A 21,567-nucleotide genomic window follows, 5' to 3' on the forward strand; every position below is an offset into this window, starting at 1 on the left:
CAGTCACCGTAATCTTTCCGCAAAGGCACGTGGAAAACCGCGAGCCTCAATTTTTCCTACCGTTGATTCAACATCATACGCCACAGCCCTCACGAGAAGTTCTGCCATCCCGCTGTCCCAGATAAGGTATTTCGATCGCCGATCGTTATCGCGTGGTTGCCCGACACTCCCGCAGTTAATCAGATATTTCCGGTCTGCCTCCAGCGTATGCGCACCTTCTCCCAGATTTTCACGAACTACGGAATCGCCCTGCTGGCAGATCAATGCAAGTTCATGGGTGTGGCCAACAAAAAAGAGTCTTCGTGGATCTTCAGTAAAAATCCGGCACACATCGTCATCCGACAACATATACACATAGGTGTTGACCGAGTCTGGCGGAGAGCCGTGAACAAAGAGAGCATCTTCTATGACCAGTGTTCGGGGCAACTCACAGCAATAACGAAAATTATCCGGCGACAGCAGATTTGCCGTTGAGATATTGTTCTCTTTGGCCTGAAAGTTCATGCGCTCGCGCTCCTTTCGAGCTGCAAGGGCGGCCTCATGGTTGCCGAGAATACATGGATAACCCAGTTGCCGGACCCGGGCTACGACCGTATCCGGATCAGGACCGTAGCCGACAAGATCCCCAAGACAGATCACCGTATCCACTCCGATTTGGGCAAGATCGGCTAGCACCGCCTCCAAAGCCTCCAGATTACCGTGGACATCTGAAAGAACAGCTATTCTCATGGTTGCCTCCGCCTTCGCTTCATGGATAATTTCCTTGTGACCAATGTTGAGTCACCCCTGCTCAATTCACCGCCACGTGTCGTCTCTTCAACCGTTCTTCATCTCCTCCAGTTCATCCCAGCGGCTGTACAAACGCTCGACCTCTTCCTGCGCCTTCTCGAGCTCTTCCCAGCATTCCGCCGCCTGGGCAGGGTCTGAGACGACTTCGGGCTGCACCATGCGTTTTTGCAGTCCTTCAACCCGCATTTCCGCCTCCAGGATCAGCTCTTCAATCCGGTCATATTCCCGCTGGTCCATGTATGAGAGTTTACCCTTCTTTTTGGGAACACCGTTACTCTCCTGCTTCTTTTTCTTCTCTCCCGGCTCCTTGTCCCGTTCACCCTTTCCCTTTTCGACCAGCTCCTCGAGCCATTGACCATATTCGGCGTAGTAGGCAACACTCCCCTCTCCATCAAATCCGAGCAAACGGTCGCATACCCGATCCAAAAGAAATCGGTCGTGGGTAACCAGTACCAATGCTCCCGGAAATTCAAGTAAACTCTCTTCAAGTACATCGAGGGAAGGGATATCGAGATCGTTGGTCGGCTCGTCCAAGAGAAGAATATCCGCCGGCCTGCGCATAAGATTAGCGAGCAGAATTCTGGCCTGTTCACCGCCGGAAAGCTGACCGACCGGGGTCTCAAGCTGATCCGGCCTGAACAGGAACTTTTTGGCCCAGGAAACCACATGCAGCGAACGCCCCTGATACACCACCCCATCCCCGTCAGGCGCCAGCGCCCTGCGCAGGGTAATGGCCGGATCGATATCTTCCCTTTTCTGGTCAAAGCTGACGATCTGTACGTTATCGGCCACCTTGAGATCACCGCTGTCGGGAGTAAACGGCTCTTCTGAATGCGCAGAGGCAAGAATGCGCATCAGGGTCGACTTTCCACACCCGTTTCTGCCGAGCAGCCCCAGCCGTGTACCAGGCGACAGGACGATATCCAGTTCTCGAAAAAGTGGTCGGTCGCCAAAGCCTTTACTGATGCCAATTGCTTCAAGCAGCTTTTTGGTCTTTCTGCCTGTAGCGTCGAAATCAATCTGCACCGACCCGGTCGCCCGGTTTCTCGATTTCACCTGGGAAAGTTCTTGCTGCAGTCGATGGGCCTCGTCTATCCGGTATTTGGCCTTAGTGGCTCGAGCCTTGGGACCACGACGCAACCACTCAGTCTCCCTGCGTACCTTATTGGAAAGTCGCACCTCCACTTCGGCCTGCTGCTCGAGAAATGTTTCACGGGCCTCAATAAAATCGGAATACCGCCCATCGACCTGGAGGGAACCTTCGGGATAGACCTGAGAAAGCTCAATGATCCTGGTGGAACAGTTCTCAAGAAATCGCCGGTCATGACTGACCAGGATCCATGCCTGCGGTCCGTCTGAGAGCCCGCCTCCAAGAATTTTTTCCAGCCAGAGAATGCCCTCGATATCGAGATGGTTTGTAGGCTCATCCATGACCAGTATTTCTGGTGAGGCAAGGAGTGAGCGACAGATGGCAAGGCGCTTACGCCAGCCACCTGAAAGTTTGCCGACAGTGATCTCGCTGTCAGCAAACTCGGCACGGGACAAAAGCGAGTGCACCCGGTGCAGACGTTCGGCGTGGTCATACTCACTTCCCTCCAAAGCCCGCAGCAAATTATCGGTAATACTTGCGCCATCATCAAAGATATCCATCTGGGCGAGATAGGAGAGCCGCACATGCTTCTGGCAGACAACCTGCCCGCTATCAGGCTCTTCCAGGCCACTGATAATTTTTAAGAGAGTAGACTTGCCTGATCCGTTCGGCCCGATAAGACCGATCCGGTCGCCGCTGTTAACGGTAAAACTGATATGACTGAAAAGCTGCTGGGCGCCAAAGGCCTTACTGACACCCTGGCAGCTGAGAATATTGCTCATGACCTGTTGATAATCCTTAAAAGTAGAGATAGCTGACGGCAAACAAAAGAATGATCCGCGAACAACCTGTAATCAGTCAGATGAAAACAGCGGATATAAAATGAATATAGAAGAATCAGTGGTTCCAAACCACAGATTTTTTCCCTCAAACACCCACCAGGAGAGGGCCGAACCCCGATTTTTCCGTTTTTGTGTTGATAAATTGTCTGTCGGTGGGTATAAACTTTGTATAATTTTGGTGACGTTTCGCCAGATAAGTAAGTATTTTCTTTAAGATATAGTACCTAGTATCGCTCTGATGCACAATATCATTCCCTGGATTTGCTATGAACGAACGAATACATATCCTGATTACAGGCGAACGCGGCAAGACCCTTAGGTTCCATTTTCAACGACAGAAGATCTGCATCCTTTCGATGTTTGCCACGATCGTTGTGATCGTGCTGGCCATTACCAGCATTTTTTCTTTATCACTTTTTTCCAGAAACAGAGTCATAACTCAGGAGCTCACCGAGCTCAGGATAAAGGCCAGTAAAAGTGATGAAATCATCGCTCGTATGGAGAATAACGCCAATGCCGAACGCAGCAGATTAAATCTCCAGATAACGAGCCTGAAACTGCGTCACGCCAACCTTCTCGCCTCTTTTGAGCAGGAAAAGGACGAACTGCTCTCCACTGCCGTCAATGAACTCAATCAGCGTAGTGAGCTGATTGACAACATGATGCAAAAAATCGGTGTCAAGGTAAGCAGTAATACATCGAAGAAATCGACGCCAAACAGCGGCGGCCCCTTTATTGCCCTGAATCCCGACCTGCAGAATGAGCTTCTCGACAAAGCCGACACTTTTCTGGAGACCGTCAAAGCCGTCCCACTGGGGAAACCAGTAAAGGGCACAATAACCTCACGTTTTGGCCCGCGTAGAGATCCTGTTAACCATAAACGAAGCTTTCATGAAGGCATCGATTTTAAGGGTAAAACAGGCGACAATATTTATGCAACAGGCGCTGGCGTTGTTACCAAGGCTTTTCGGAACGGCAGCTATGGTAACTTTGTCGAGATAGATCATAAAAACGGCTACAAGACCACCTTTGCCCATATGAAAAAATTTAAGGTAGCAGTGGGCGATAAAGTCAAACGCGGCCAACTGATCGGCCAGATCGGCAATACCGGCCGCTCCACCGGCCCACACCTGCATTATGAGTTGCTTTACAAAGGTAAACCGACCAATCCTTTGAAATACATGCAAGTCGCCAAACTGCTGGAACCGGAATCTTCCGCCAAGTGAGAACACCCATGGGCATATTCGCCAAAAAAGATATGACACAGGAAGAAATGGACCGAGCAGAAAATGAAGCCATCTCTTCCATTATTGATAAAAACATGGTTATTCACGGGGAGATGTCTTTTCAGGGCAAAACCCGTATTGATGGTACCATCAATGGCAATATCAATGGTGAACACCTGGTGCTGAGCGATACCGGCAAAGTGGTTGGCGATATTATTGCCTGCTCCTTTAACTGTTTTGGCAGCCTTGAGGGCAACATACGGGCAAATATTATCACTGCCAGAAAAAACTGCTCCATCCAGGGAAGACTCGAAGCAGGCACGCTCACAGTGGAACCGGGCGCCGTCATTGACGGCGAGATCAGGTCTGCAAACCCGGATTTTGCCAATACTCCAGTAAAAAAACCGACTCTCGCAACCCCGCCCCAACAGGAACAGAGCCAAGTCGACACTTTATAACCTGATAACCGGACGTATCACAATCCTATGCCATTTTCACAACCCAAGGTCGCCAATCGTTTCAAATGCCCCAGCTGCGGAAACGATAAGGACTTTTTCGAAATTGTTGATGACGTCATCACCACCACGCATTACGTGCAGAATCCGGACGGCAGCTTTACCATCGAAGACAGAAGCTCACAATCAATGGGTGACGTGAAACTCTTCTGCGGCAATTGTGATGAAGATCTCACACCTTTCCATCAGCGCTTCTCCGAAATGATTTTTTAAGATCAGAGTATCAAGAGTTCGCCCTGCAGAGGATTGAATTTCAAGCCAAGAACCCATCAGGACCTTGTGCCTCCCAAGATCCTTTCCGCCAGACACTTCGTTACCATTCAGATTTTATTCTCCGAATATCCGACACATCCCTGCGATAAAATATCTCGAGTGCCTCAATTCAGAAAAAAATCTCTCATCGTAAATGAAAAAGCACCTACCCAACTAACGCTGCCATTTACACCTTTTCTGATGACAATTAACTCATTACACCTATTTACAACAAACGTTCAGAGCACCTCATTTCACAACTATACAAGTGGAGATTTTTCTTTGAGGAAGTAAATGCGTAACAAAGAATCTTTCCAGGGAAACCAAAAGAAAAACGCTGCTGACAGGGCTGCTCATCATGATTCCCCCTGGGCTATGGATGACACTTCAGGGAACCACTGAGGCAATAATTGGGCAAAAAAAAGAGGGTGCCTTAAAAGGCACCCTCTTTTACAAACAAATTGCTGTGCGTCGAAATATCAGACGCAACCGGTCGGCTTCGGCAGACCAGCCATTTTACAGGCTCCTTTGCCAGGACCAGATGGGAACAGCTCGTAGATTCTCTTGAGCGGGAAACCAGTGGTTTTGGAGAGAATACGTACCATCGGAGCGATACCGTTCTTCTTGTAGTACTCCTGGAGAGCATCGATAACTTTGTTATGCTCGTCGGTCAGATCGGAGATACCCTCAGAAGCTTTTACGTAGTCGACCCAGTTGTCGTTCCACTCTTCCATTCCTTTGAGCAGGAAGCCGTCCTCGTCTACAGTGAAGCTACTTCCCTTATGTTCGATTGTTGGCATTTCTTACCTCCTTAAAATTTTATGTATGTTATGGCTTACACCGTTATTAGGCTCTGCTGAAAACTAATATGGCTTATTACTATAGCGATAACTGTTTGTCAAGTGGATGGCGGACCATTTCTCATCAACCTTTCAACCTCCCCCCAACCACTCGTAATATAAGAGCTAATTCCAGGATTCCCTGAAGATCAACCTTGTATTTCTAACAAAAAAAACGGTTCCCTCCGGGTTTTATCTCTGCCGGACAAGTACAACACCCCTCCAGATTTTTACCACCCGGAATAACATTCGAAGGCGATAATACCCCATTTCTGGCATATGTACATATTTTTTTGTAGTACTTTATGAAAAATTGGGAGTCCCCTGTCTGATAGTCACGTTTTCTGGAGCAGGAAAAATGTCACGGCGTTACCCTCTCAGAGAGCGAAGAACGCTCACGGGTCATGGGTTCCCGCTTTTCCGCTTTTTCCTTGCAGAGAAGAAAAAGAAAGAGTAAATCGAACATTTACCCATCAAGGGACCTGTTTGTTCCTCCTTTGTGGACCACACCTGTCGAAGGCTGCGAAGTCGTAACAAGTCCCGGCATTTGCAGGAAGCTGTTCGTGGGAACCGGCCGTTTGCAATATGCAACGATCGAATAGACATTTTTCACGAAATCAACAACAATTTCAACATATCAGAGTCATGCTGCAGATACTCCGCAACAAAGCGCAATCCACAGTCATTCAGGCAATTGTTGTCATTATTGCTCTCGTCTTCATTTTCTGGGGCGTTGGGACCAATATGATGAACAGCCGCGAATCAGCCATCACCGTGAACGATGAAGATATTTCGTTCCAGGATTTTCAGATAGCCTACGACAGGACCCAGCAGAGTATCGCGGCCCAGTTCGGCGGGACATTGCCGAAAGGGCTCGCCGAGACACTTGGGATCAAGCAGCAGGTCATCAGGCAACTGGTCCAGTCCGCCCTTCTCCGCCAAGGTGCCGAAAAGATGGGGATCATCGTCAGTGAAGAGGAGATCCAGAATACCATCACCTCCATGGTTCAGTTCCAGGAGAACGGCAGCTTCAGCATGGACAAATACAAGTCCCTGGTCTCCGCCAACAGGATGACCCCGCATAAATTCGAAACGAATATGCGGCATGACATGCTCTCGGAAAAGACCATTCGAGATCTCGGTAAATTCGCCTCTCTCGCCAGTGACTTTGAGGTCGAGGAACTGTATCGTCAGGACAACGAGAAGGTAGCAGTCAACTTCACCAAAATAAGCCCTGAGCAGTTCAAAAGCGAGGTGAAAGTCGATGAAGCCCAACTGGCTAGCTGGTTTGAAACTGCCAAGGAGAATTACCGCAGCGAACCTCAGATGAAATTGAAATACCTCAATTTCTCTTACGCCGAGGTGGGCAAAAAAATCTCCGTGGATGAAGCCAGGATCGCAGCCTACTATGATGAAAACATCGAATCCTTCACCACCCCGGAGAAACGCCATGCACGTCACATCCTGTTAAAGGCATCCTCGAGCGACTCCGAAGCGATCCATAAAGAAAAACTGGCCCAAGCCGAGCAGATCGCCCAACTGGCCCTTGCCAGCGATGATTTTGCAGCCCTTGCCAGACAATACTCCGAAGGCCCCAGCAAGGATAACGGCGGCGACCTCGGTTTATTCTCCCGTAACCAGATGATCCCGCCATTCGCAGACGCAGTATGGGCTATGCAGACCGGAGAAATCAGCAAAGTCGTGAAAACCGATTTCGGCTACCATATCATCAAACTTGAGGAAATCCAGCCAGCCACCACCAAGTCTCTCGCTGATGCACGTGATGAAATTCTCGCCGCTCTCAGGGAAAAGGAAGCGCAAGCCCTGGCCTTCCAGCTCGCCAACAGCGCCTACGAAGGAATAATCGGGGCAGGAAGCCTCCAGGCATATGCAGAAAAAACGCCTGACCAGTTGATTTACGAAACAGATTTCTTTCCTAAAAGTGACCCACCTGCAGGTGAGAGAATGGACGAAGAGTTTCTCAACCAGGCGTTTCAACTGAAAGCCGGAGAACTGAGTTCGCTCATCAAAACCCCTGCCGGCTATTACATTCTTTTTGCCGACGCGGTAAAAGAACCTGAAACTCCAGCACTTGCCCAGGTGAAGGAAAAAGCAACCAACGATTTTGTTGCCGAAAAAGCCGCAGAGTTAGCTCAGCAGAAAGCCGACGAGATCCTGAAAAAACTCCGTGATGGTGAAACATTTGCTGCCGTTACCACAGCCGCCAACCTTTCAATGAATGACTCCGGTTTTCTGGGACGGAAAGGTGAAGAGCAATCCGCCTTCCCGAGTTCACTGACCAATCAGGTGTTTAACCTTTCCAACGCCGAGCGGTACCCGGCAGAACCGGCAATGGTTGACGAGGATTATTACGTTTTCGGCTTTAAGGATCGACAGATCCCTGAAGTTGACGCCAAAGAAAATCTAGAGCCATATCGTCAGGCATTACTCCAGACAAAGCAGCAGGAGATTCTGTCAGCGTTTATCAGCAACCTCGAAAAAGAAGCCAAGATCAGCGTTCACAAGAGCCTATAACGAAATTCTTCTGTACCTTGAAGGGCCCCTGTAGCCGGAAACGGTAACAGGGGCTTTTTCGTGCCCGGACGCAATAGCACAAAGGTTCCCTAACGCATCAAATCGCAGTAATCAGCCGGCAAGAACGCGTTCTTTTGGTACACCAGTCGTTTTTTTAATTCTCTTGCCACCCCGACAATGATATAGTGCAATGTTCTTTCCCCGGCGTCGCGAATGACTCGGGGGTAAATGCAACGAAAAGCATTCACAAGGAGTTTCAAGCCAACTTACGTTATGCCTACTGACACAACCCCTCTTGAACAACTCAGAAAACTCCCGCCCTTCGAGCAGTCTCTTCTTCAATTTCTCTCTATTGTCTATGAGCCGGCCCATACCACCTTGGTGGTCAACTGCCTGCGCAAGCTCGAATTTACCAATCCCAGGGGTAATCGCCCATCCGCGACCAACCTCAACCATTATTTCTCAAAATTCGAACAACTCGGTCTGTTAAATCAGGACCGTCAATGCGTTCCGGAAATTGTTGAAGTGCTGAGCAAGGACGCCGTGAGGGAGGGAACCTTTGCCGATTATGCCACAGTCATCAGGAAAGAGGCGCCCGTCTCCTACTACTATGGCAAATGGTCCACCCGCTGCTGGCGTGCCATCCGCGAGATGCGCATTGGTATATACACCCAGGATTTCGATCTCATTGATGAGGCGGTTGAATTTCTGAACAGTCAATGCCGGGAAATGATCACCGAGACACCGCCAACCCTGCAGGTGACGACACGTCCCTTTGACATTGACTGGTTTCGTCATCTGCCCAGTTCATTTCAGTTCTATCTCTTGAGTAATGTCCTGCAACACTGTCAGGCGAGACTCGAACCGGCTCCGGAAATTCTTGATTATCTCAGCAACAAAGAAGAGCTCAGTCACCTGAGCGATGATGAGATATTGCCGTTCAGACGTTTGTTGTTCAATCAGCTGCTCTTTCAGGGAGATTTCAGGGAGGCGACATCGCTCGTCACCAATCATCCGGAATCTTTCCACGGTACCGGCGCTCTCGGCACCCTTCTCTTTCTTCAGGGGAAAAAAGAGGAATCTGCCAAGGCATACAAAGAGGACATGCACTTTCTGGTCGAGATGACCGGGGCAGAGCGTGTCGCTTTTTTCGGTCCCACCGGGCTCTACTACATCCTCTCTCTCCTGAATGGTGCCGATAAAGAGCTCTACCCAGCCATCGCCGATCAGATTAGCTCCACCTTGGAACTGTTTCGAACTGCGCCGGAAAATCGATCCTATGAATACCTGTCCCAGGTGATCAGCTCACACCTCAATGTGGCAGCCAGCAACAGTGACATCAGCCTGCCGGAAGATCTACCCGCATCTGCTCTTACCGTTTATTTCGCCGGTCTCTGCCAGTTCTGGCTCAACAGCGCGGTCGAGCCAGATCTGGAAATAGCAATCGTCGCGGCCTGCACCAAAGCCCAGAAAAGTCGCTATCACCTGCTTACCGGTCTTTTTGCCGAATTGCTCACCAAGATCCGGCCCGGCAGCGAGGAGTACCGCAATCTCCTTGAGGAGATGCAGGCTACGATCGGATTGCAGCCAATGATCGGTATCATGGAGCCTGAAGAACCGTGGAAGAGAAGCCTCGAAGCATTAATTCACGCCACTTCCATCGAACGAGAGGAACCGCAGCACCAGACCAGGCTCATATGGCAAATCGAAGTACTTGGCAACACCATCAATCTCGGACCCCGCGAGCAGAAACTACTGTCGTCCGGAGACTGGTCCAAGGGCCGCCCTGTGTCACTTTCCCGTCTGCACCAGAGTCGAAAACTCATTTTTCTCACCCCTCAAGACCGGAAAATCTGTACAGCGATTAAAAAAATAGTTAACCGGGAGACGCAAAGCGTCAGCTACGAGCTCAATATCGAAAAAGCGTTGATGGCCATGATAGGCCACCCCCATCTTTTTCTGGCGGAATCTCCTTCCACTCCTGTAGAAATGATATCTGGCGAGCCGGAACTGCTGGTTGAGGAACGAGGAGAAATGCTGCACATCCGTTTCGCCCAGCCTATTACTGCCGACAATATTTCCATCCACCAGGAAACACCAACCCGGATCAAGGTAATTAATATCAATGACAACCACCGGCGTATTGCCCAGATCACCGGCGAAGAGGGACTGACAGTACCAAAATCGGCCAGCGAGAAGGTACTCACCGCCATCGGCAACATCTCCTCGTTTATGACCGTTCACTCTGCCATCGCCGCAGACCGGGCCAACGTCGATGGCAGTATCACCTTTGTCGAAGCAGATTCGACCATCTACATGCACCTGCTACCCTACGGCACCGGTTTTCGTCTTGAAATGTTCGTCAAGCCTTTCAAGGATGGAGGCCACTACCTCAAGCCAGGACAAGGCGTAGAGAACATCATGGCAGAGGTCAATGGCCGACGGCTACAGACCAGGAGAAACCTGGCGCTTGAAGAGGAAAAAGCGCGCGATATCGAAGAGCTGTGTCCCATTTTCGATCTGGCCATGGATCTCGAACAGGAGAACGACCGGGAGTGGCACTTGCATGATCCTGACGACTGTCTTCAGGCCCTTTATGAACTGCAGGCCATCCAGGACAAGGTCGTCATAGAATGGCCTGAGGGAGAGAAGCTTAATATCACCCACAACGCCTCGATGGAGAACCTCAACCTCAAGATTCGCACCAACCGCCACAACTGGTTCGCCATGAGCGGTCAACTGCAGCTCGATCAGGATACCGTCATCGATCTCAGAGAGCTGCTGACCAGATTAAAAGAGTCATCAAGTCGCTTTATCAAAATCGGTGACGGCCAGTTTCTCGCCCTGACCCAAGAGTTCCGACGCCGGCTCGAAGAGATGAATATCTACTCGGAAGGATTCAGCGGTGACAGCGATAACGAGATCATGATCCACCCGCTCGCCGCGCTGACACTTGAAAAGCTGGCGCAGAAGGCCCACACCGAAGCTGATATCGGCTGGAAGGATCAACTCACCCGCATCAAGGACGCCCAGAATTTTAAGCCGGAACTTCCCTCCACTCTGCAGGCCGAACTTCGCGACTATCAACGGGAGGGTTACGACTGGCTGGCCAGACTGGCAGCCTGGGGTGTTGGCGGATGTCTCGCCGACGACATGGGACTTGGCAAGACTCTGCAATCACTGGCAGTTATCCTCAGCCATGCCACCGAAGGCCCATCGCTGGTTGTGGCACCGACTTCCGTTTCCAACAACTGGATGAGTGAGGTGGTGAAGTTCACCCCTACCCTCAATATCAAGACGCTCACTGCCAAAGACCGGGAAAAGGCCATCCAGGAACTGGGCCCTTTTGATCTGCTCATCACCACCTACACCCTTTTGCAACAGGAAGAGGAACTGTTGAAACAGGTGCCATGGCAGACGGTTATTCTCGATGAGGCCCAGGCCATTAAAAACGCCGCGACCAAACGCAGCCGCGCCGCCATGTCCCTTCAGGCCAGGTTCAAGCTTATCACCACCGGCACCCCGATTGAAAATCATCTCGGCGAATTATGGAACCTTTTTCATTTCATCAACCCCGGCCTGCTCGGCTCGCTGAATAGTTTCAATGAGCGTTTTGCCGCGCCTATTGAACGTTTCCAGGACCGGGATGCCAGAATGAAGCTGAAAAAACTGATTCGTCCGTTTATTTTACGCCGTATCAAATCCCAGGTACTGGACGAACTGCCGTCACGTACCGAGGTCACCCTCGATGTGGAGATGAGCCCGGAAGAAACCCATTTTTACGAGGCACTCAGGCAGAATGCCATCGAGATGCTCGAAAATAACAAGGAGAAGAAGGGCCGTCATCTGCAGATCCTCACCGAGATCATGAAGCTGCGACAGGCCTGCTGCAATTCCAGACTGCTCGATCGCAACAGCTCGATTCGCAGCGCCAAACTTGAGGTTTTCTCATCACTGGTCGAGGAATTGATTGAAAGCCGTCACAAGGTGCTGGTCTTTAGCCAGTTCATCGGCCATCTCGGGATTATCCGTGAATTTCTGGAGGAAAAAGGCATCTCCTATCAGTATCTCGACGGCTCTACCAGCTCGAAACTTCGAAAAGAACGGGTGGAGGCCTTCCAGGCCGGTCAGGGCGATGTCTTCCTCATTAGCCTCAAGGCAGGGGGACTCGGTCTCAATCTCACCGCCGCCGACTATGTCATCCACATGGATCCCTGGTGGAATCCGGCCATCGAGGACCAGGCTTCCGACAGGGCCCACCGTATAGGTCAAACCAGGCCGGTCACCATTTACCGGCTGGTCTGTAAGAACACCATCGAAGAAAAGATTGTCAAACTCCACCAGGAAAAACGGGATCTGGCCGGCAGCCTTCTGGAAGGCAGCGATATGAGCGCCAGGATGAACTCCGACGATCTGCTCGATCTCATCCGGGAAAAGTAAAACCGAGAATAGAGGGAACCCCAGGCCTTTGATGGGGTCCGCCTGTTCGGGTTATTTTCCACCACTTTGCAGATGTGAGAGAATAAGGCCGTAAAACGAAATTTCGGCCGATTGAAATCGCCAGCCCAAGTGGATACCGCATTGCCCGCAAAGGGCAATGCGCCAGAGATAACCGGCAAACCAGGAAAACTCAGCACTGGATTCTCCCGCCAGACTGCAGCCCGGTGCCCGGGCGAAACAGCCCAGTTCGTAGACAATCCCCACAGGATTAAAAAAGGTATGTCGATGTGAACCGGCGACCTCGATCTGCTGATCACCGGCGGTAATGATGTGGCTGCAGGCGCGGCACAGAATAGCCGGCTCTTCTTCACGCAGCTCATCATCCTGGTCCTCCAGGTCCTCAACACGGCCCCGCTCCTGCTCCACCGCCTCACGCAACAGAACCGGAAGCAAAAAGCCCCCCAATGCCGCAAATTGAGTGCGACATGGGAGGGCTGTATATAAGGAAATTCCGGACGCCATAGGCGACTCTGCCTCAGCTTGTGGGCAGTACGCTACCTGCCCGCAGTAAAGAAATCGACTACCTCCCGAACCATCGCCGGAATAGTGTGTTCTTTTGGCTGAATATCGACACGCAGACCGTTGTCTGTCACCGTTTTGGCGGTTATCGGCCCAATGGCGGCGATCTTCACCCCTTTCAGCAACTGCTGCAATTCTTCGTTATCAGCGGCATCGACCATGGTGAGGAAGTTGCGCACTGTGGAGGAACTCGTAAATGTTATCATATCCACAGTCCCCTCTTCAAGGTCGGCCCGCAGTGCATCTTTGCGACCCTGGGGCGGAACATTCCGATAGACCGGCGCAATCGTAACCTGGGCTCCAGCGCCCCTCAAGGTTTCCGGCAGTATCTCTCGTGCCTGCAAAGCTCGGGGAATAAGGATATTGCGACCTTCGACACCCTGATCGAGCAGACTCTCCGCGAGGCCCTCTCCGGTAAAGACATTGGGGATCAGGTCGGCATTCACCCCAAACGTCAGCAGGTAATCGGCGGTACTTTTGCCAATAACCGCGATATCGGGGCCTTTAAGATCGCGGGCATCCATCCCCCGCCCATGAAGCCGTTCAAAGAAATATTTCACACCGTTTAGCGAAGTGAAAATAATCCAGTGATACTCATTCAACCGCTCCAACTCACTGTCGAGAACGTCATAAGACTGAACCGGCTCGATATTGATGGTGGAATACTCCAGGCAGTTTGCTCCAGCCTCTTCCAGCCCGGCCACCAATTCACTGGCCTGGTCACGGGTCCTGGTGACGATAATCTTACGACCGAAGAGTGGGCGCTTTTCATACCAGTCAACACTCTCCTTCAGCTTGACCACCTCACCGATAATGATAAGCGACGGTGGAGTGATGCCCGCATCTTTCACAATAGTGACAATAGTCTCAAGGGTACCGACCACTGAACGTTGCTCAGGAGTGGAGGCCCAGCGCACCACCGCCACAGGGGTCTGCGGATCACGGCCATACTTGATCAGGTTCTCGACAATGGTGGGGAGATTTTTGATACCCATGTACACAACCAGGGTACCGGCACCGGTGGCAAGCTTCGACCAGTCTATATTGGAGTTCTCTTTGGTGGGGTCTTCATGACCGGTCAGAAAGGCAACGGATGCGGTAAAATCCCGGTGGGTGATGGGAATGCCTGCATACGTCGCTGCCGCCGTGGCCGAGGTGACACCCGGCACAACCTCGAAAGGAACGCCGGCTTTATAGAGTTCCTGAACTTCTTCACCACCGCGCCCGAAGATGAACGGGTCGCCGCCTTTGAGACGCACGACGATCTTGCCCGCTTTGGCATGGTCAACCAGCATCTGGTTGATCTCTTCCTGGGTATGAGTGTGCTTGACGCCGCCCCGCTTGCCGGCATAGATGAATGTGGCATCTTTGGGCACATATTTAAGCAGCTTTTTACTGGCGAGGTAATCATAGACCAGTACCTCGGCCTTTTCGAGGAGGTACTTGCCGCGCACTGTGATAAGCCCGGGATCACCAGGACCCGCACCTACGAGATAAACCTTTCCGCACCTGTTGTTCTTCGTCTGTTCTTCCATAACCTTCATTCCGACTGCCCCACACCTGCCGGGACCAATCATTCGCCGGCTGCCCGGCCTTTATTTAAAACATCACGCCCGCCCTGAACGCATAACAGCCCACAGGAAGCTGGATACAACCAAACTCCTCTGGACCCGTCGTAACGGAAAAGTATGGCGCTCTTTACGCCTGTCGTCTCATCGCAGGCAACAAAAAGGGCACACCTTCATGTCCGGTATGCCCTTTTCTCATTACTATAAACACGAAATCAATTCAGATAGCGATTTCGTTCACAAACCTCTTACAGCTGGCTCATGATGGCTTCGGTAACATCACCGATGGATTTAGAGCCGTCAACAGAGATTACCTTCGGGCCGCTGCCGTTCTTGAAGAAGTTGACCGCAGCCATAGTACCGGTGGTCTCGTCGTAGTAAATGTTGTGACGCTTGTCGATTGCAGACTCATCCTGATCGTCGGCGCGGGTATTGAGATCGCCACCGCAGACACGGCATACCAGTTTGCCGTCTTTTTCTACCGGCTTGATCGCATCAAATGCGATGTGGTTCGGATGGTTGTTGTCATTTACGCAAAGACGACGGCCCATAATACGCTCTTTGGCGATCTGGCGATCAAGAACGATCTCAATGACGTAATCCAGTGCCAGTCCTTCTTTCTCAAGGGTCTTGGCCAAGGTGATCGCCTGGTCTTTGGAACGCGGGAAGCCATCAAGAATCCAGCCTTCCTTGCAGTCATCTTTCTGCAGACGGGCGATCATCATCGGAATGGTGATATCATCAGGAACCAGGTCGCCGCGATCGATGTACTCTTTAGCTTTCTTGCCAAGCTCGGTACCGCCGCCGATATGCTCTCTGAAGATGGCACCGGACTCGATGTGCGGCAGACCGTATTTCTTCTGTACGATTGCACCCTGAGTACCCTTGCCGCTTCCGTTCGGTCCGAAAACCAGGATATTTTTACCCATAGCAATTCTCCTTGAAAAATAGAGTTATAGAAAACAAAACCGCACACCTTTCGTGCACGGAAAAACTGTAAAAACCGACAAAAAACACAAACCGCCATAGCGGTTGAAGAGACTTTTCACCTGCCCGAGCCCGGCAACGGGAATCTTCCAATGCCTCGAATGGGGATTCTTGCCAACCATTTGCCGCATGCAGGAAAGTTTTCCGCAGCGCGCGTACACATAGCTAAGCAACCGTCCTCCCGTGAAAAAACAGCAATTTCCTCCTCGGGTGAAAGCAAGGGGTAACTATAGCCGATAATCCTGCGGGTGGCTAGAAAAATATCTGGCCGAACATTTTGACTTTCACCCTGAAAGAGAGTATTTTTCAACACATGAGCGTTGACTAGAGTTCCACGTGCGCAACCTTTGGATTGCCCCGCCTTTTTGCGCTACTTCACCAACAACCCACTACAACATGTTATAGATTATGAAAGATATCCGTATCGGCATCATCGGTTTTGGCACTGTCGGCAGCGGTCTTGCCAAAACGCTTTATGAACAGAAGGACCGACTACGCCAGAAAACCGGTGCCAACCTCACCCTTGCCCGGGTAGCCGACATCTCGATCACCTCGTTGCCGAAGGAATATAGTGATGTCGTACTCTCCAACGATGCCAACGACATCTTCAACGACCCGGAAATTGATATCGTCGTCGAACTGATCGGCGGCATGGAACCAGCCAGAACCTTCATGCTCACTGCCATTGCCAAAGGCAAGCACGTAGTGACTGCTAACAAAGCGCTACTCTCCATACACGGTAAGGAGATCTTCGATGCGGCTGTAAAAAACAACGTCGAAGTCGGTTATGAGGCCAGTGTCGGCGGCGGCATCCCCATCATCAAGGCATTAAAGGAAGGCCTTGTCGCAAACCGGATCAACTACATCAAGGGGATAATGAACGGCACCGCCAACTATATCCTCAGCCAGATGACCGACCGCGGCCTGCCATTTGCCGAGGTGCTGAAAAAAGCCCAGGAACTTGGCTTTGCGGAAGCCGACCCCACCTATGATGTGGAAGGCATCGATACCGCCCATAAACTTGCTATCCTGATGACCATTGCCTACGGTCTTGATGTACGCCTTGACGACATCAACGTCGAAGGCATCTCCTCCATTGAGCCGATCGACATCGAATACGCCCGTAAATTTGGTTACCGCATCAAACTACTGGCTATCAGCCGTAACCACGGTGACAATATCGAAGCCCGGGTCCACCCGACCATGGTGCCGGAAAATCATATGCTGGCCTCAATCAACGGCGCGTTTAACGGCATCCTGATCAATGGCGATACGGTGGGCGATGTACTGCTCTATGGTGCCGGCGCCGGCATGATGCCTACCGGTAGCGCAGTAGCTGCCGACGTGGTCGATATCAGTCGCAATATTCTGGCAGGTGCTATCAACCGGGTACCTGCCCTTTCCTACCTTCCGGAGCATATAGGCAAACCCAGGATCACCCCGATGACCGACCTGGTCTGCCCTTTCTATTTCCGGGTCACCGCCCTTGACAAACCGGGTGTACTGTCCATCATTACCGGTATTTTCGGCAAGCATGGCATCTCGATCCGCTCCATGATCCAGCCGGGCCAGGATGCGGGCGAGCCAGTGCATATTGTCTTCCGCACCCATCGGGCCGCTGAAGCAGCCGTCAAAAACGCCATCAAGGAGATCGACGCGCTCGAAATCTGCTCCGCACCAACGGTAAAAATCCGCATCCTTAATCCTGAATAGACACAATCATGAAATATCTGATTCTCGTAGGCGACGGTATGGGCGACCATGCCATCGCCGAGCTTGGCGGTAAAACCCCGTTGGAAGCCGCCAACACCCCGATGATGGATGAGTTGTGCCGGAACGGCGAGCTCTTTTTAAATAAGACTGTACCGGAAGGTTTCCCGCCCGGCAGCGACGTCGCCAATATGACCCTGCTCGGGTACAGCCCCGCGCTCTATTACACCGGCAGATCTCCGCTCGAAGCCGCCGCCATGGGTGTGGAACTTGCCGCAGATGAAACCGCCTTTCGGTGCAACACCGTAACTATCAAACGGCACGATGACGGCAAAATCACCATGGTTGATTTCTCCGCCGGCCATATCAGCAATGAAGAGTCGCATCAGCTGATCCAAGCCGTCGAAGCCGAATGCGGTGCGGAAATGTTCCACTTTCATCCCGGTGTCAGCTACCGGCACCTGATGGTCTTGAAAGGCGATCTTCCCGGCGTTGTCACCGTGCCGCCCCACGATTATATCGAAAAGGATGTCACAGAATATTTCGGCAGATACCTGGAAAATCCTGCATGGAAAGAGCTCCTTGAAAAAATCGAGAAGATTCTTGCCGAGCATCCGGTCAACCTGAAGCGCATCCACGAAGGCAAGAACCCAGCCAACATGCTCTGGCTCTGGGGTGAAGGCAAGATGCCCTCTGCACCAACGCTCGTCGAGCGATTCAATATTACCGGCTCCATGATCAGCGCTGTCGATCTGTTAAAAGGCCTCGGCGTGGTTGGTGGACTTGACGTGATCAATGTGCCGGGTGCCACCGGCTATATCGACACCAACTACGAAGGGAAGGCCCAGGCGGCCATGGACAGCCTTGCCACCCAGGACTTTGTCTTCGTTCATCTGGAAGCTCCTGATGAAGCAGGGCACCAGGGAAGTCTTGCCGACAAAATTACCGCCATCGAGGATTTTGACAGCCGTATCGTGCGACCGATCGTCACGCAGCTGCAGGAGAAGGGCGAAGAATTCCGAGTGGTGGTCACCATGGACCATTTTACCCCACTGGCAATCCGCACCCACAGTCGCGATCTGGTACCGACCCTGCTCTTTGACAGTCGCGGCACAAAGGCAGCAAGCGGACGGGCCTTTAATGAGAAAGAAGCACTGGCCCATGACAGGGAAACGAATAACAGCATCGACCAGGGTCACACCATGATCGAAAAGCTGCTTGAACGGTAGAATCGAGATCATGGCAAGCAAACACATTCATCACACCACAATCAGAGTCCTCTACGGCGACACCGACGCCGGCGGCGTTGTTTATAACGCCAACTACCTCCGCTTTTTTGAACGAGGTCGCACCGAACTCATGCGAGAATGGGTTCTCCCCTATCGCGAAATCGAAAAACTGGGGTTCATCCTGCCGGTAACAGAATGCTGGAGCCGCTTCAAGGCCCCAGCCTATTACGACGACCTGATCATTGTCGAAACAGAAGTCGCGGAGCTGAGCCGCCTGAAATGTAAATTCAGCTACCGGATCATGCGAGAAGATGGCAGTGGGAAAAAGCCCAGATTACTCGTGAAAGGGTACTCAGTGCATGCTGCGGTCACTCCGGCAGGAAAGCTGACGAGACTCCCGGAAGAGATCATTCAGAAGATGAGCCAATTTGCCGTAGAGAGCGACCTCAAATAGCACCACCCAAAAGTCTCATTTTCCGTTAGGAACGAAATCGGTTGACAGAATTTTCAACAAGTGTATAGTAGACGATCTCAACGCGGGGTGGAGCAGTCTGGTAGCTCGTCGGGCTCATAACCCGAAGGTCACAGGTTCAAATCCTGTCCCCGCTACCAATGCCAAGAAAAGGAGTCAGGTGAAAACCTGGCTCCTTTTTTCGTTTCGCTGTTTCCTCATCTCCACCTGTTCTTCAAATGGCCTTGACCACTTCAAGTATATCAAGGTATTCATTGATCTTTTCATCCTCAGGGCAATTGTAGGTTTTCTTGAGAAACTCTTCAGCAGCCTGCCTGTTCTCCAGATCAATCACCTCATATATTGAAGTGTGGTTAAATATTGCATGCGCTTTTTCTATCAGGACATCAATTCGCTTTTCTTCCATACATTCCTCCACAACTATTGCTCAAGATTGTTAGAGATAAATGTACATCGGATCACCAATGAATTCTTGTCACTCCGCGCCAAATATTTTGCATTTTACGCCACCCATGCTAGGCTCTGAACAGACCATCTTACTTATGGAGAAAGCCTCATGCATTTGACGAAGCTCGCAAGCATACAACTGGTCAACTGGAATATCCTTGAGGAATATAACCTTGACCCTTTCACAATCTTCACCAAGGTCCAGCTCGACCCCACCCTTATGCATCATCCAGGTGCGAGATACCCTCTCAGTAGAATTGCCGATCTCTGGGAAGAAATGGAGAAGGTCATTAAAGACCCCTGTTTTGGGCTTCTCGCTGCAAAAAGATGGCACCCAGCCAACTTTGGCACTCTGGGATATGCCTTACTGATGAGTACTTCACTACGGACAACCCTTGAGCGGCTTATCCGGTTCCATCGCGTCATCTCCGATGCTAGATTTGCCTCTTTGTATGAAGAAACAGCAAAAAGCGCACTTGTTTTTGACCTTTCGAATCCCGACGAAGCCCCTTACACTGCCGCTCGCGAGGACGCAGCCCTCGCCTGGATCATGTCGGTACTAAAAGTTAACTTCCAACGCCCCCTCTCACCTATAAGCGTCAGTTTTACCCATAGCCGTCCGGAGGAGTGTGCCGGAAAATATTACGAACTGTTCCAGGCACCCATTCACTTTGATGCACCTGCTGCACGTATCGAATTATCCCTCAATGACGCCGACAGAATTCTGCCAAGCGGCAACAAAGAGATGCTTGACTTGAAAGAAGAAGTGATGACCGGATACCTTGAGGCAAGAAGTGAAAAATCTCTTGTTGCAAGAGTGACAAAGTGCATAGTCGAGCATTTGCCTTCAGGAGATGCCACCGTGGAGAAAATCGCTTCTGAGCTGTTTGTCAGCACCAGAAAACTCCAGCGCTTGCTGCAGGAAGAGGGTACATCATTTCTTACCCTCCTGAATTCAACACGACAAAGCATCGCCGAGCAGTACGTCCAAAATAAAAATATGGACCTGACGGAAATTGCCTTCCTTCTTGGCTTTTCCGACCAGAGCACCTTCTCGCGATCATTTAAAAGATGGACGGGACGGTCCCCACGGGCGTTCCGCTCAGCCAATTAGTGAAAGAGACGTACAGATCTTTTCAATCAAACTCTTCCATCAATAATCGTATTGCTATGACTGAAATCATTCAACAGATAGATTCATGGATGGACAATCCAGCTAATAACTCGCTGGAACCTGGCTCAGATGTCCCAGCTTTTGCAAGACCGCTGGTCGGATTTGCCTTGGGAGAAGATGATCTCTTTCGCTTTTTGAAAACAGATATTGGATCTGACTTTTACTGGACGCCCGAACAAGCCTTTTCACTGGCATATCCGGATGAGCGGGTTGGGGCGACCGAACTGACTGTTATCACCTGGATCCTGCCGCAAACTAAACAGACACGACTGGCACACAGGAAAGCGGTGAATATGCCATCCATTGAATGGAGCAAAACACGACATTATGGCGAGAAGGTCAATGAAAATCTGCGCAGGCATGTTGTCGATCTTTTCAGGTCAAAAGGCTATCAGGCCTGTGCGCCGGTATTACTTCCCCAATGGTCAAGAGCACAATCGGAAAAATATGGATTTGCCTCTTCATGGTCGGAGCGCCACGCTGCCCATGTATGCGGACTCGGCACATTCGGCTTGTCTGATGGTTTGATTACACCGGCAGGAAAAGCTGTCCGGGTTGGCTCAGTGATTGTCCGTAAACGATACCCACCCACCCCCAGAACGTACACAAACCATTATGAATGGTGCCTATTTTATTCCCGAGGCAAATGCCAGGCCTGCATTGAGCGCTGCCCGGCAGGAGCGATTTCTAAGGTCGGACATGATAAGGCCAAATGCAAAGCCTATATCCGTGATGTAACTGCGGTCCATGTGGAGCAGGAGCAACTGGGATTCAAGGTGAACAGTTGTGGCTTTTGCCAGACAAAGGTTCCTTGCGAAAACAGAAATCCCCTTGTCGGAAAAACATTCAAGGCAGAAGATCTACGATAATTGC

The 21,567-nt window shown here is 51.1% G+C and carries 17 protein-coding genes and 1 tRNA gene; 11 read left to right on the forward strand and 7 right to left on the reverse strand.

Annotated features, from left to right (window positions below):
- Positions 1-3 precede the first annotated feature (3 nt).
- Both BUF15_RS09220 and BUF15_RS09225 read right to left on the reverse strand, forming a co-directional pair.
- Positions 4-729: a metallophosphoesterase family protein gene (locus tag BUF15_RS09220; RefSeq protein ID WP_073613182.1), complete on the reverse strand. Its 726-nt coding sequence runs from the start codon at positions 727-729 to the stop codon at positions 4-6.
- Positions 730-816: 87 nt separating this feature from the next.
- Complete coding sequence (locus BUF15_RS09225; protein WP_073613183.1) at positions 817-2,661, reverse strand: ABC-F family ATP-binding cassette domain-containing protein; 1,845 nt, start codon at positions 2,659-2,661, stop codon at positions 817-819.
- Between the two features lie 326 nt (positions 2,662-2,987).
- Here BUF15_RS09225 and BUF15_RS09230 point away from each other — a divergent pair, with 326 nt between their 5' ends.
- From BUF15_RS09230 to BUF15_RS09240, 3 genes are read left to right on the forward strand one after another with little or no spacing between them, the layout of a single operon-like run.
- Positions 2,988-3,947 carry a M23 family metallopeptidase gene (locus tag BUF15_RS09230; protein ID WP_073613184.1) on the forward strand — a complete coding sequence of 320 codons (960 nt, stop codon included), beginning with the start codon at positions 2,988-2,990 and terminating at the stop codon, positions 3,945-3,947.
- Between the two features lie 8 nt (positions 3,948-3,955).
- Entirely contained in the window at positions 3,956-4,405 is a 450-nt protein-coding gene (locus tag BUF15_RS09235) for a bactofilin family protein (RefSeq protein ID WP_073613185.1), read from the forward strand.
- 27 nt (positions 4,406-4,432) lie between these two features.
- Positions 4,433-4,675, forward strand: a complete 243-nt coding sequence (locus BUF15_RS09240) for a hypothetical protein (protein ID WP_073613186.1) — start codon at positions 4,433-4,435, stop codon at positions 4,673-4,675.
- Between the two features lie 518 nt (positions 4,676-5,193).
- Here the strand turns inward: BUF15_RS09240 and BUF15_RS09245 are convergent.
- Positions 5,194-5,514 carry a TusE/DsrC/DsvC family sulfur relay protein gene (locus BUF15_RS09245; protein WP_073613187.1) on the reverse strand — a complete coding sequence of 107 codons (321 nt, stop codon included), beginning with the start codon at positions 5,512-5,514 and terminating at the stop codon, positions 5,194-5,196.
- 684 nt (positions 5,515-6,198) lie between these two features.
- Between BUF15_RS09245 and BUF15_RS09250 the strand changes: the two genes are divergently transcribed.
- Together BUF15_RS09250 and BUF15_RS09255 are read left to right on the forward strand one after the other, a co-directional pair.
- Positions 6,199-8,088 carry a SurA N-terminal domain-containing protein gene (locus BUF15_RS09250; RefSeq protein WP_073613188.1) on the forward strand — a complete coding sequence of 630 codons (1,890 nt, stop codon included), beginning with the start codon at positions 6,199-6,201 and terminating at the stop codon, positions 8,086-8,088.
- A gap of 273 nt (positions 8,089-8,361) precedes the next feature.
- On the forward strand, positions 8,362-12,528 hold the full coding sequence (locus tag BUF15_RS09255; RefSeq protein ID WP_073613189.1) for a DEAD/DEAH box helicase: 4,167 nt from the start codon (positions 8,362-8,364) through the stop codon (positions 12,526-12,528).
- A gap of 51 nt (positions 12,529-12,579) precedes the next feature.
- Here BUF15_RS09255 and BUF15_RS09260 read toward each other — a convergent pair whose 3' ends face one another.
- The 3 genes from BUF15_RS09260 to BUF15_RS09270 all read right to left on the reverse strand — a co-directional run bounded on the left by BUF15_RS09260 (position 12,580) and on the right by BUF15_RS09270 (position 15,604).
- Positions 12,580-13,050 (reverse strand): cereblon family protein, encoded by a 471-nt coding sequence (locus BUF15_RS09260; protein WP_084553797.1) that lies wholly within the window; start codon positions 13,048-13,050, stop codon positions 12,580-12,582.
- A 32-nt stretch (positions 13,051-13,082) separates the two neighbouring features.
- Positions 13,083-14,642 (reverse strand): uroporphyrinogen-III C-methyltransferase, encoded by a 1,560-nt coding sequence (gene cobA, locus BUF15_RS09265; protein ID WP_073613255.1) that lies wholly within the window; start codon positions 14,640-14,642, stop codon positions 13,083-13,085.
- A gap of 281 nt (positions 14,643-14,923) precedes the next feature.
- The gene (locus tag BUF15_RS09270; protein ID WP_073613190.1) at positions 14,924-15,604 is read right to left on the reverse strand and encodes an adenylate kinase; all 681 of its coding nucleotides are present in this window, start codon (positions 15,602-15,604) and stop codon (positions 14,924-14,926) included.
- A 466-nt stretch (positions 15,605-16,070) separates the two neighbouring features.
- On the opposite strand from BUF15_RS09270, the gene BUF15_RS09275 reads away from it, so the two are divergent.
- From BUF15_RS09275 to BUF15_RS09290, 4 genes are all read left to right on the forward strand, one after another.
- Positions 16,071-17,375 carry a homoserine dehydrogenase gene (locus BUF15_RS09275; RefSeq protein ID WP_073613191.1) on the forward strand — a complete coding sequence of 435 codons (1,305 nt, stop codon included), beginning with the start codon at positions 16,071-16,073 and terminating at the stop codon, positions 17,373-17,375.
- 8 nt (positions 17,376-17,383) lie between these two features.
- Complete coding sequence (locus tag BUF15_RS09280; RefSeq protein ID WP_073613192.1) at positions 17,384-18,601, forward strand: cofactor-independent phosphoglycerate mutase; 1,218 nt, start codon at positions 17,384-17,386, stop codon at positions 18,599-18,601.
- 10 nt (positions 18,602-18,611) lie between these two features.
- The gene (locus BUF15_RS09285; RefSeq protein WP_073613193.1) at positions 18,612-19,055 is read left to right on the forward strand and encodes an acyl-CoA thioesterase; all 444 of its coding nucleotides are present in this window, start codon (positions 18,612-18,614) and stop codon (positions 19,053-19,055) included.
- 81 nt (positions 19,056-19,136) lie between these two features.
- Positions 19,137-19,213: transfer RNA gene (locus tag BUF15_RS09290), tRNA-Met, on the forward strand.
- 74 nt (positions 19,214-19,287) lie between these two features.
- On the opposite strand, the gene BUF15_RS09295 is transcribed toward BUF15_RS09290, so the two are convergent.
- Positions 19,288-19,479: a hypothetical protein gene (locus BUF15_RS09295; RefSeq protein WP_073613194.1), complete on the reverse strand. Its 192-nt coding sequence runs from the start codon at positions 19,477-19,479 to the stop codon at positions 19,288-19,290.
- A gap of 150 nt (positions 19,480-19,629) precedes the next feature.
- Between BUF15_RS09295 and BUF15_RS09300 the strand changes: the two genes are divergently transcribed.
- Together BUF15_RS09300 and BUF15_RS09305 are read left to right on the forward strand one after the other, a co-directional pair.
- The gene (locus BUF15_RS09300) at positions 19,630-20,634 is read left to right on the forward strand and encodes an AraC family transcriptional regulator (RefSeq protein WP_073613195.1); all 1,005 of its coding nucleotides are present in this window, start codon (positions 19,630-19,632) and stop codon (positions 20,632-20,634) included.
- Between the two features lie 56 nt (positions 20,635-20,690).
- Positions 20,691-21,563, forward strand: a complete 873-nt coding sequence (locus BUF15_RS09305) for a 4Fe-4S ferredoxin (RefSeq protein ID WP_073613196.1) — start codon at positions 20,691-20,693, stop codon at positions 21,561-21,563.
- Positions 21,564-21,567 lie beyond the last annotated feature (4 nt).

Origin of the sequence: Desulfopila aestuarii DSM 18488 (assembly GCF_900143695.1) — a bacterium.
In the GTDB taxonomy this organism is placed as follows: domain Bacteria; phylum Desulfobacterota; class Desulfobulbia; order Desulfobulbales; family Desulfocapsaceae; genus Desulfopila; species Desulfopila aestuarii.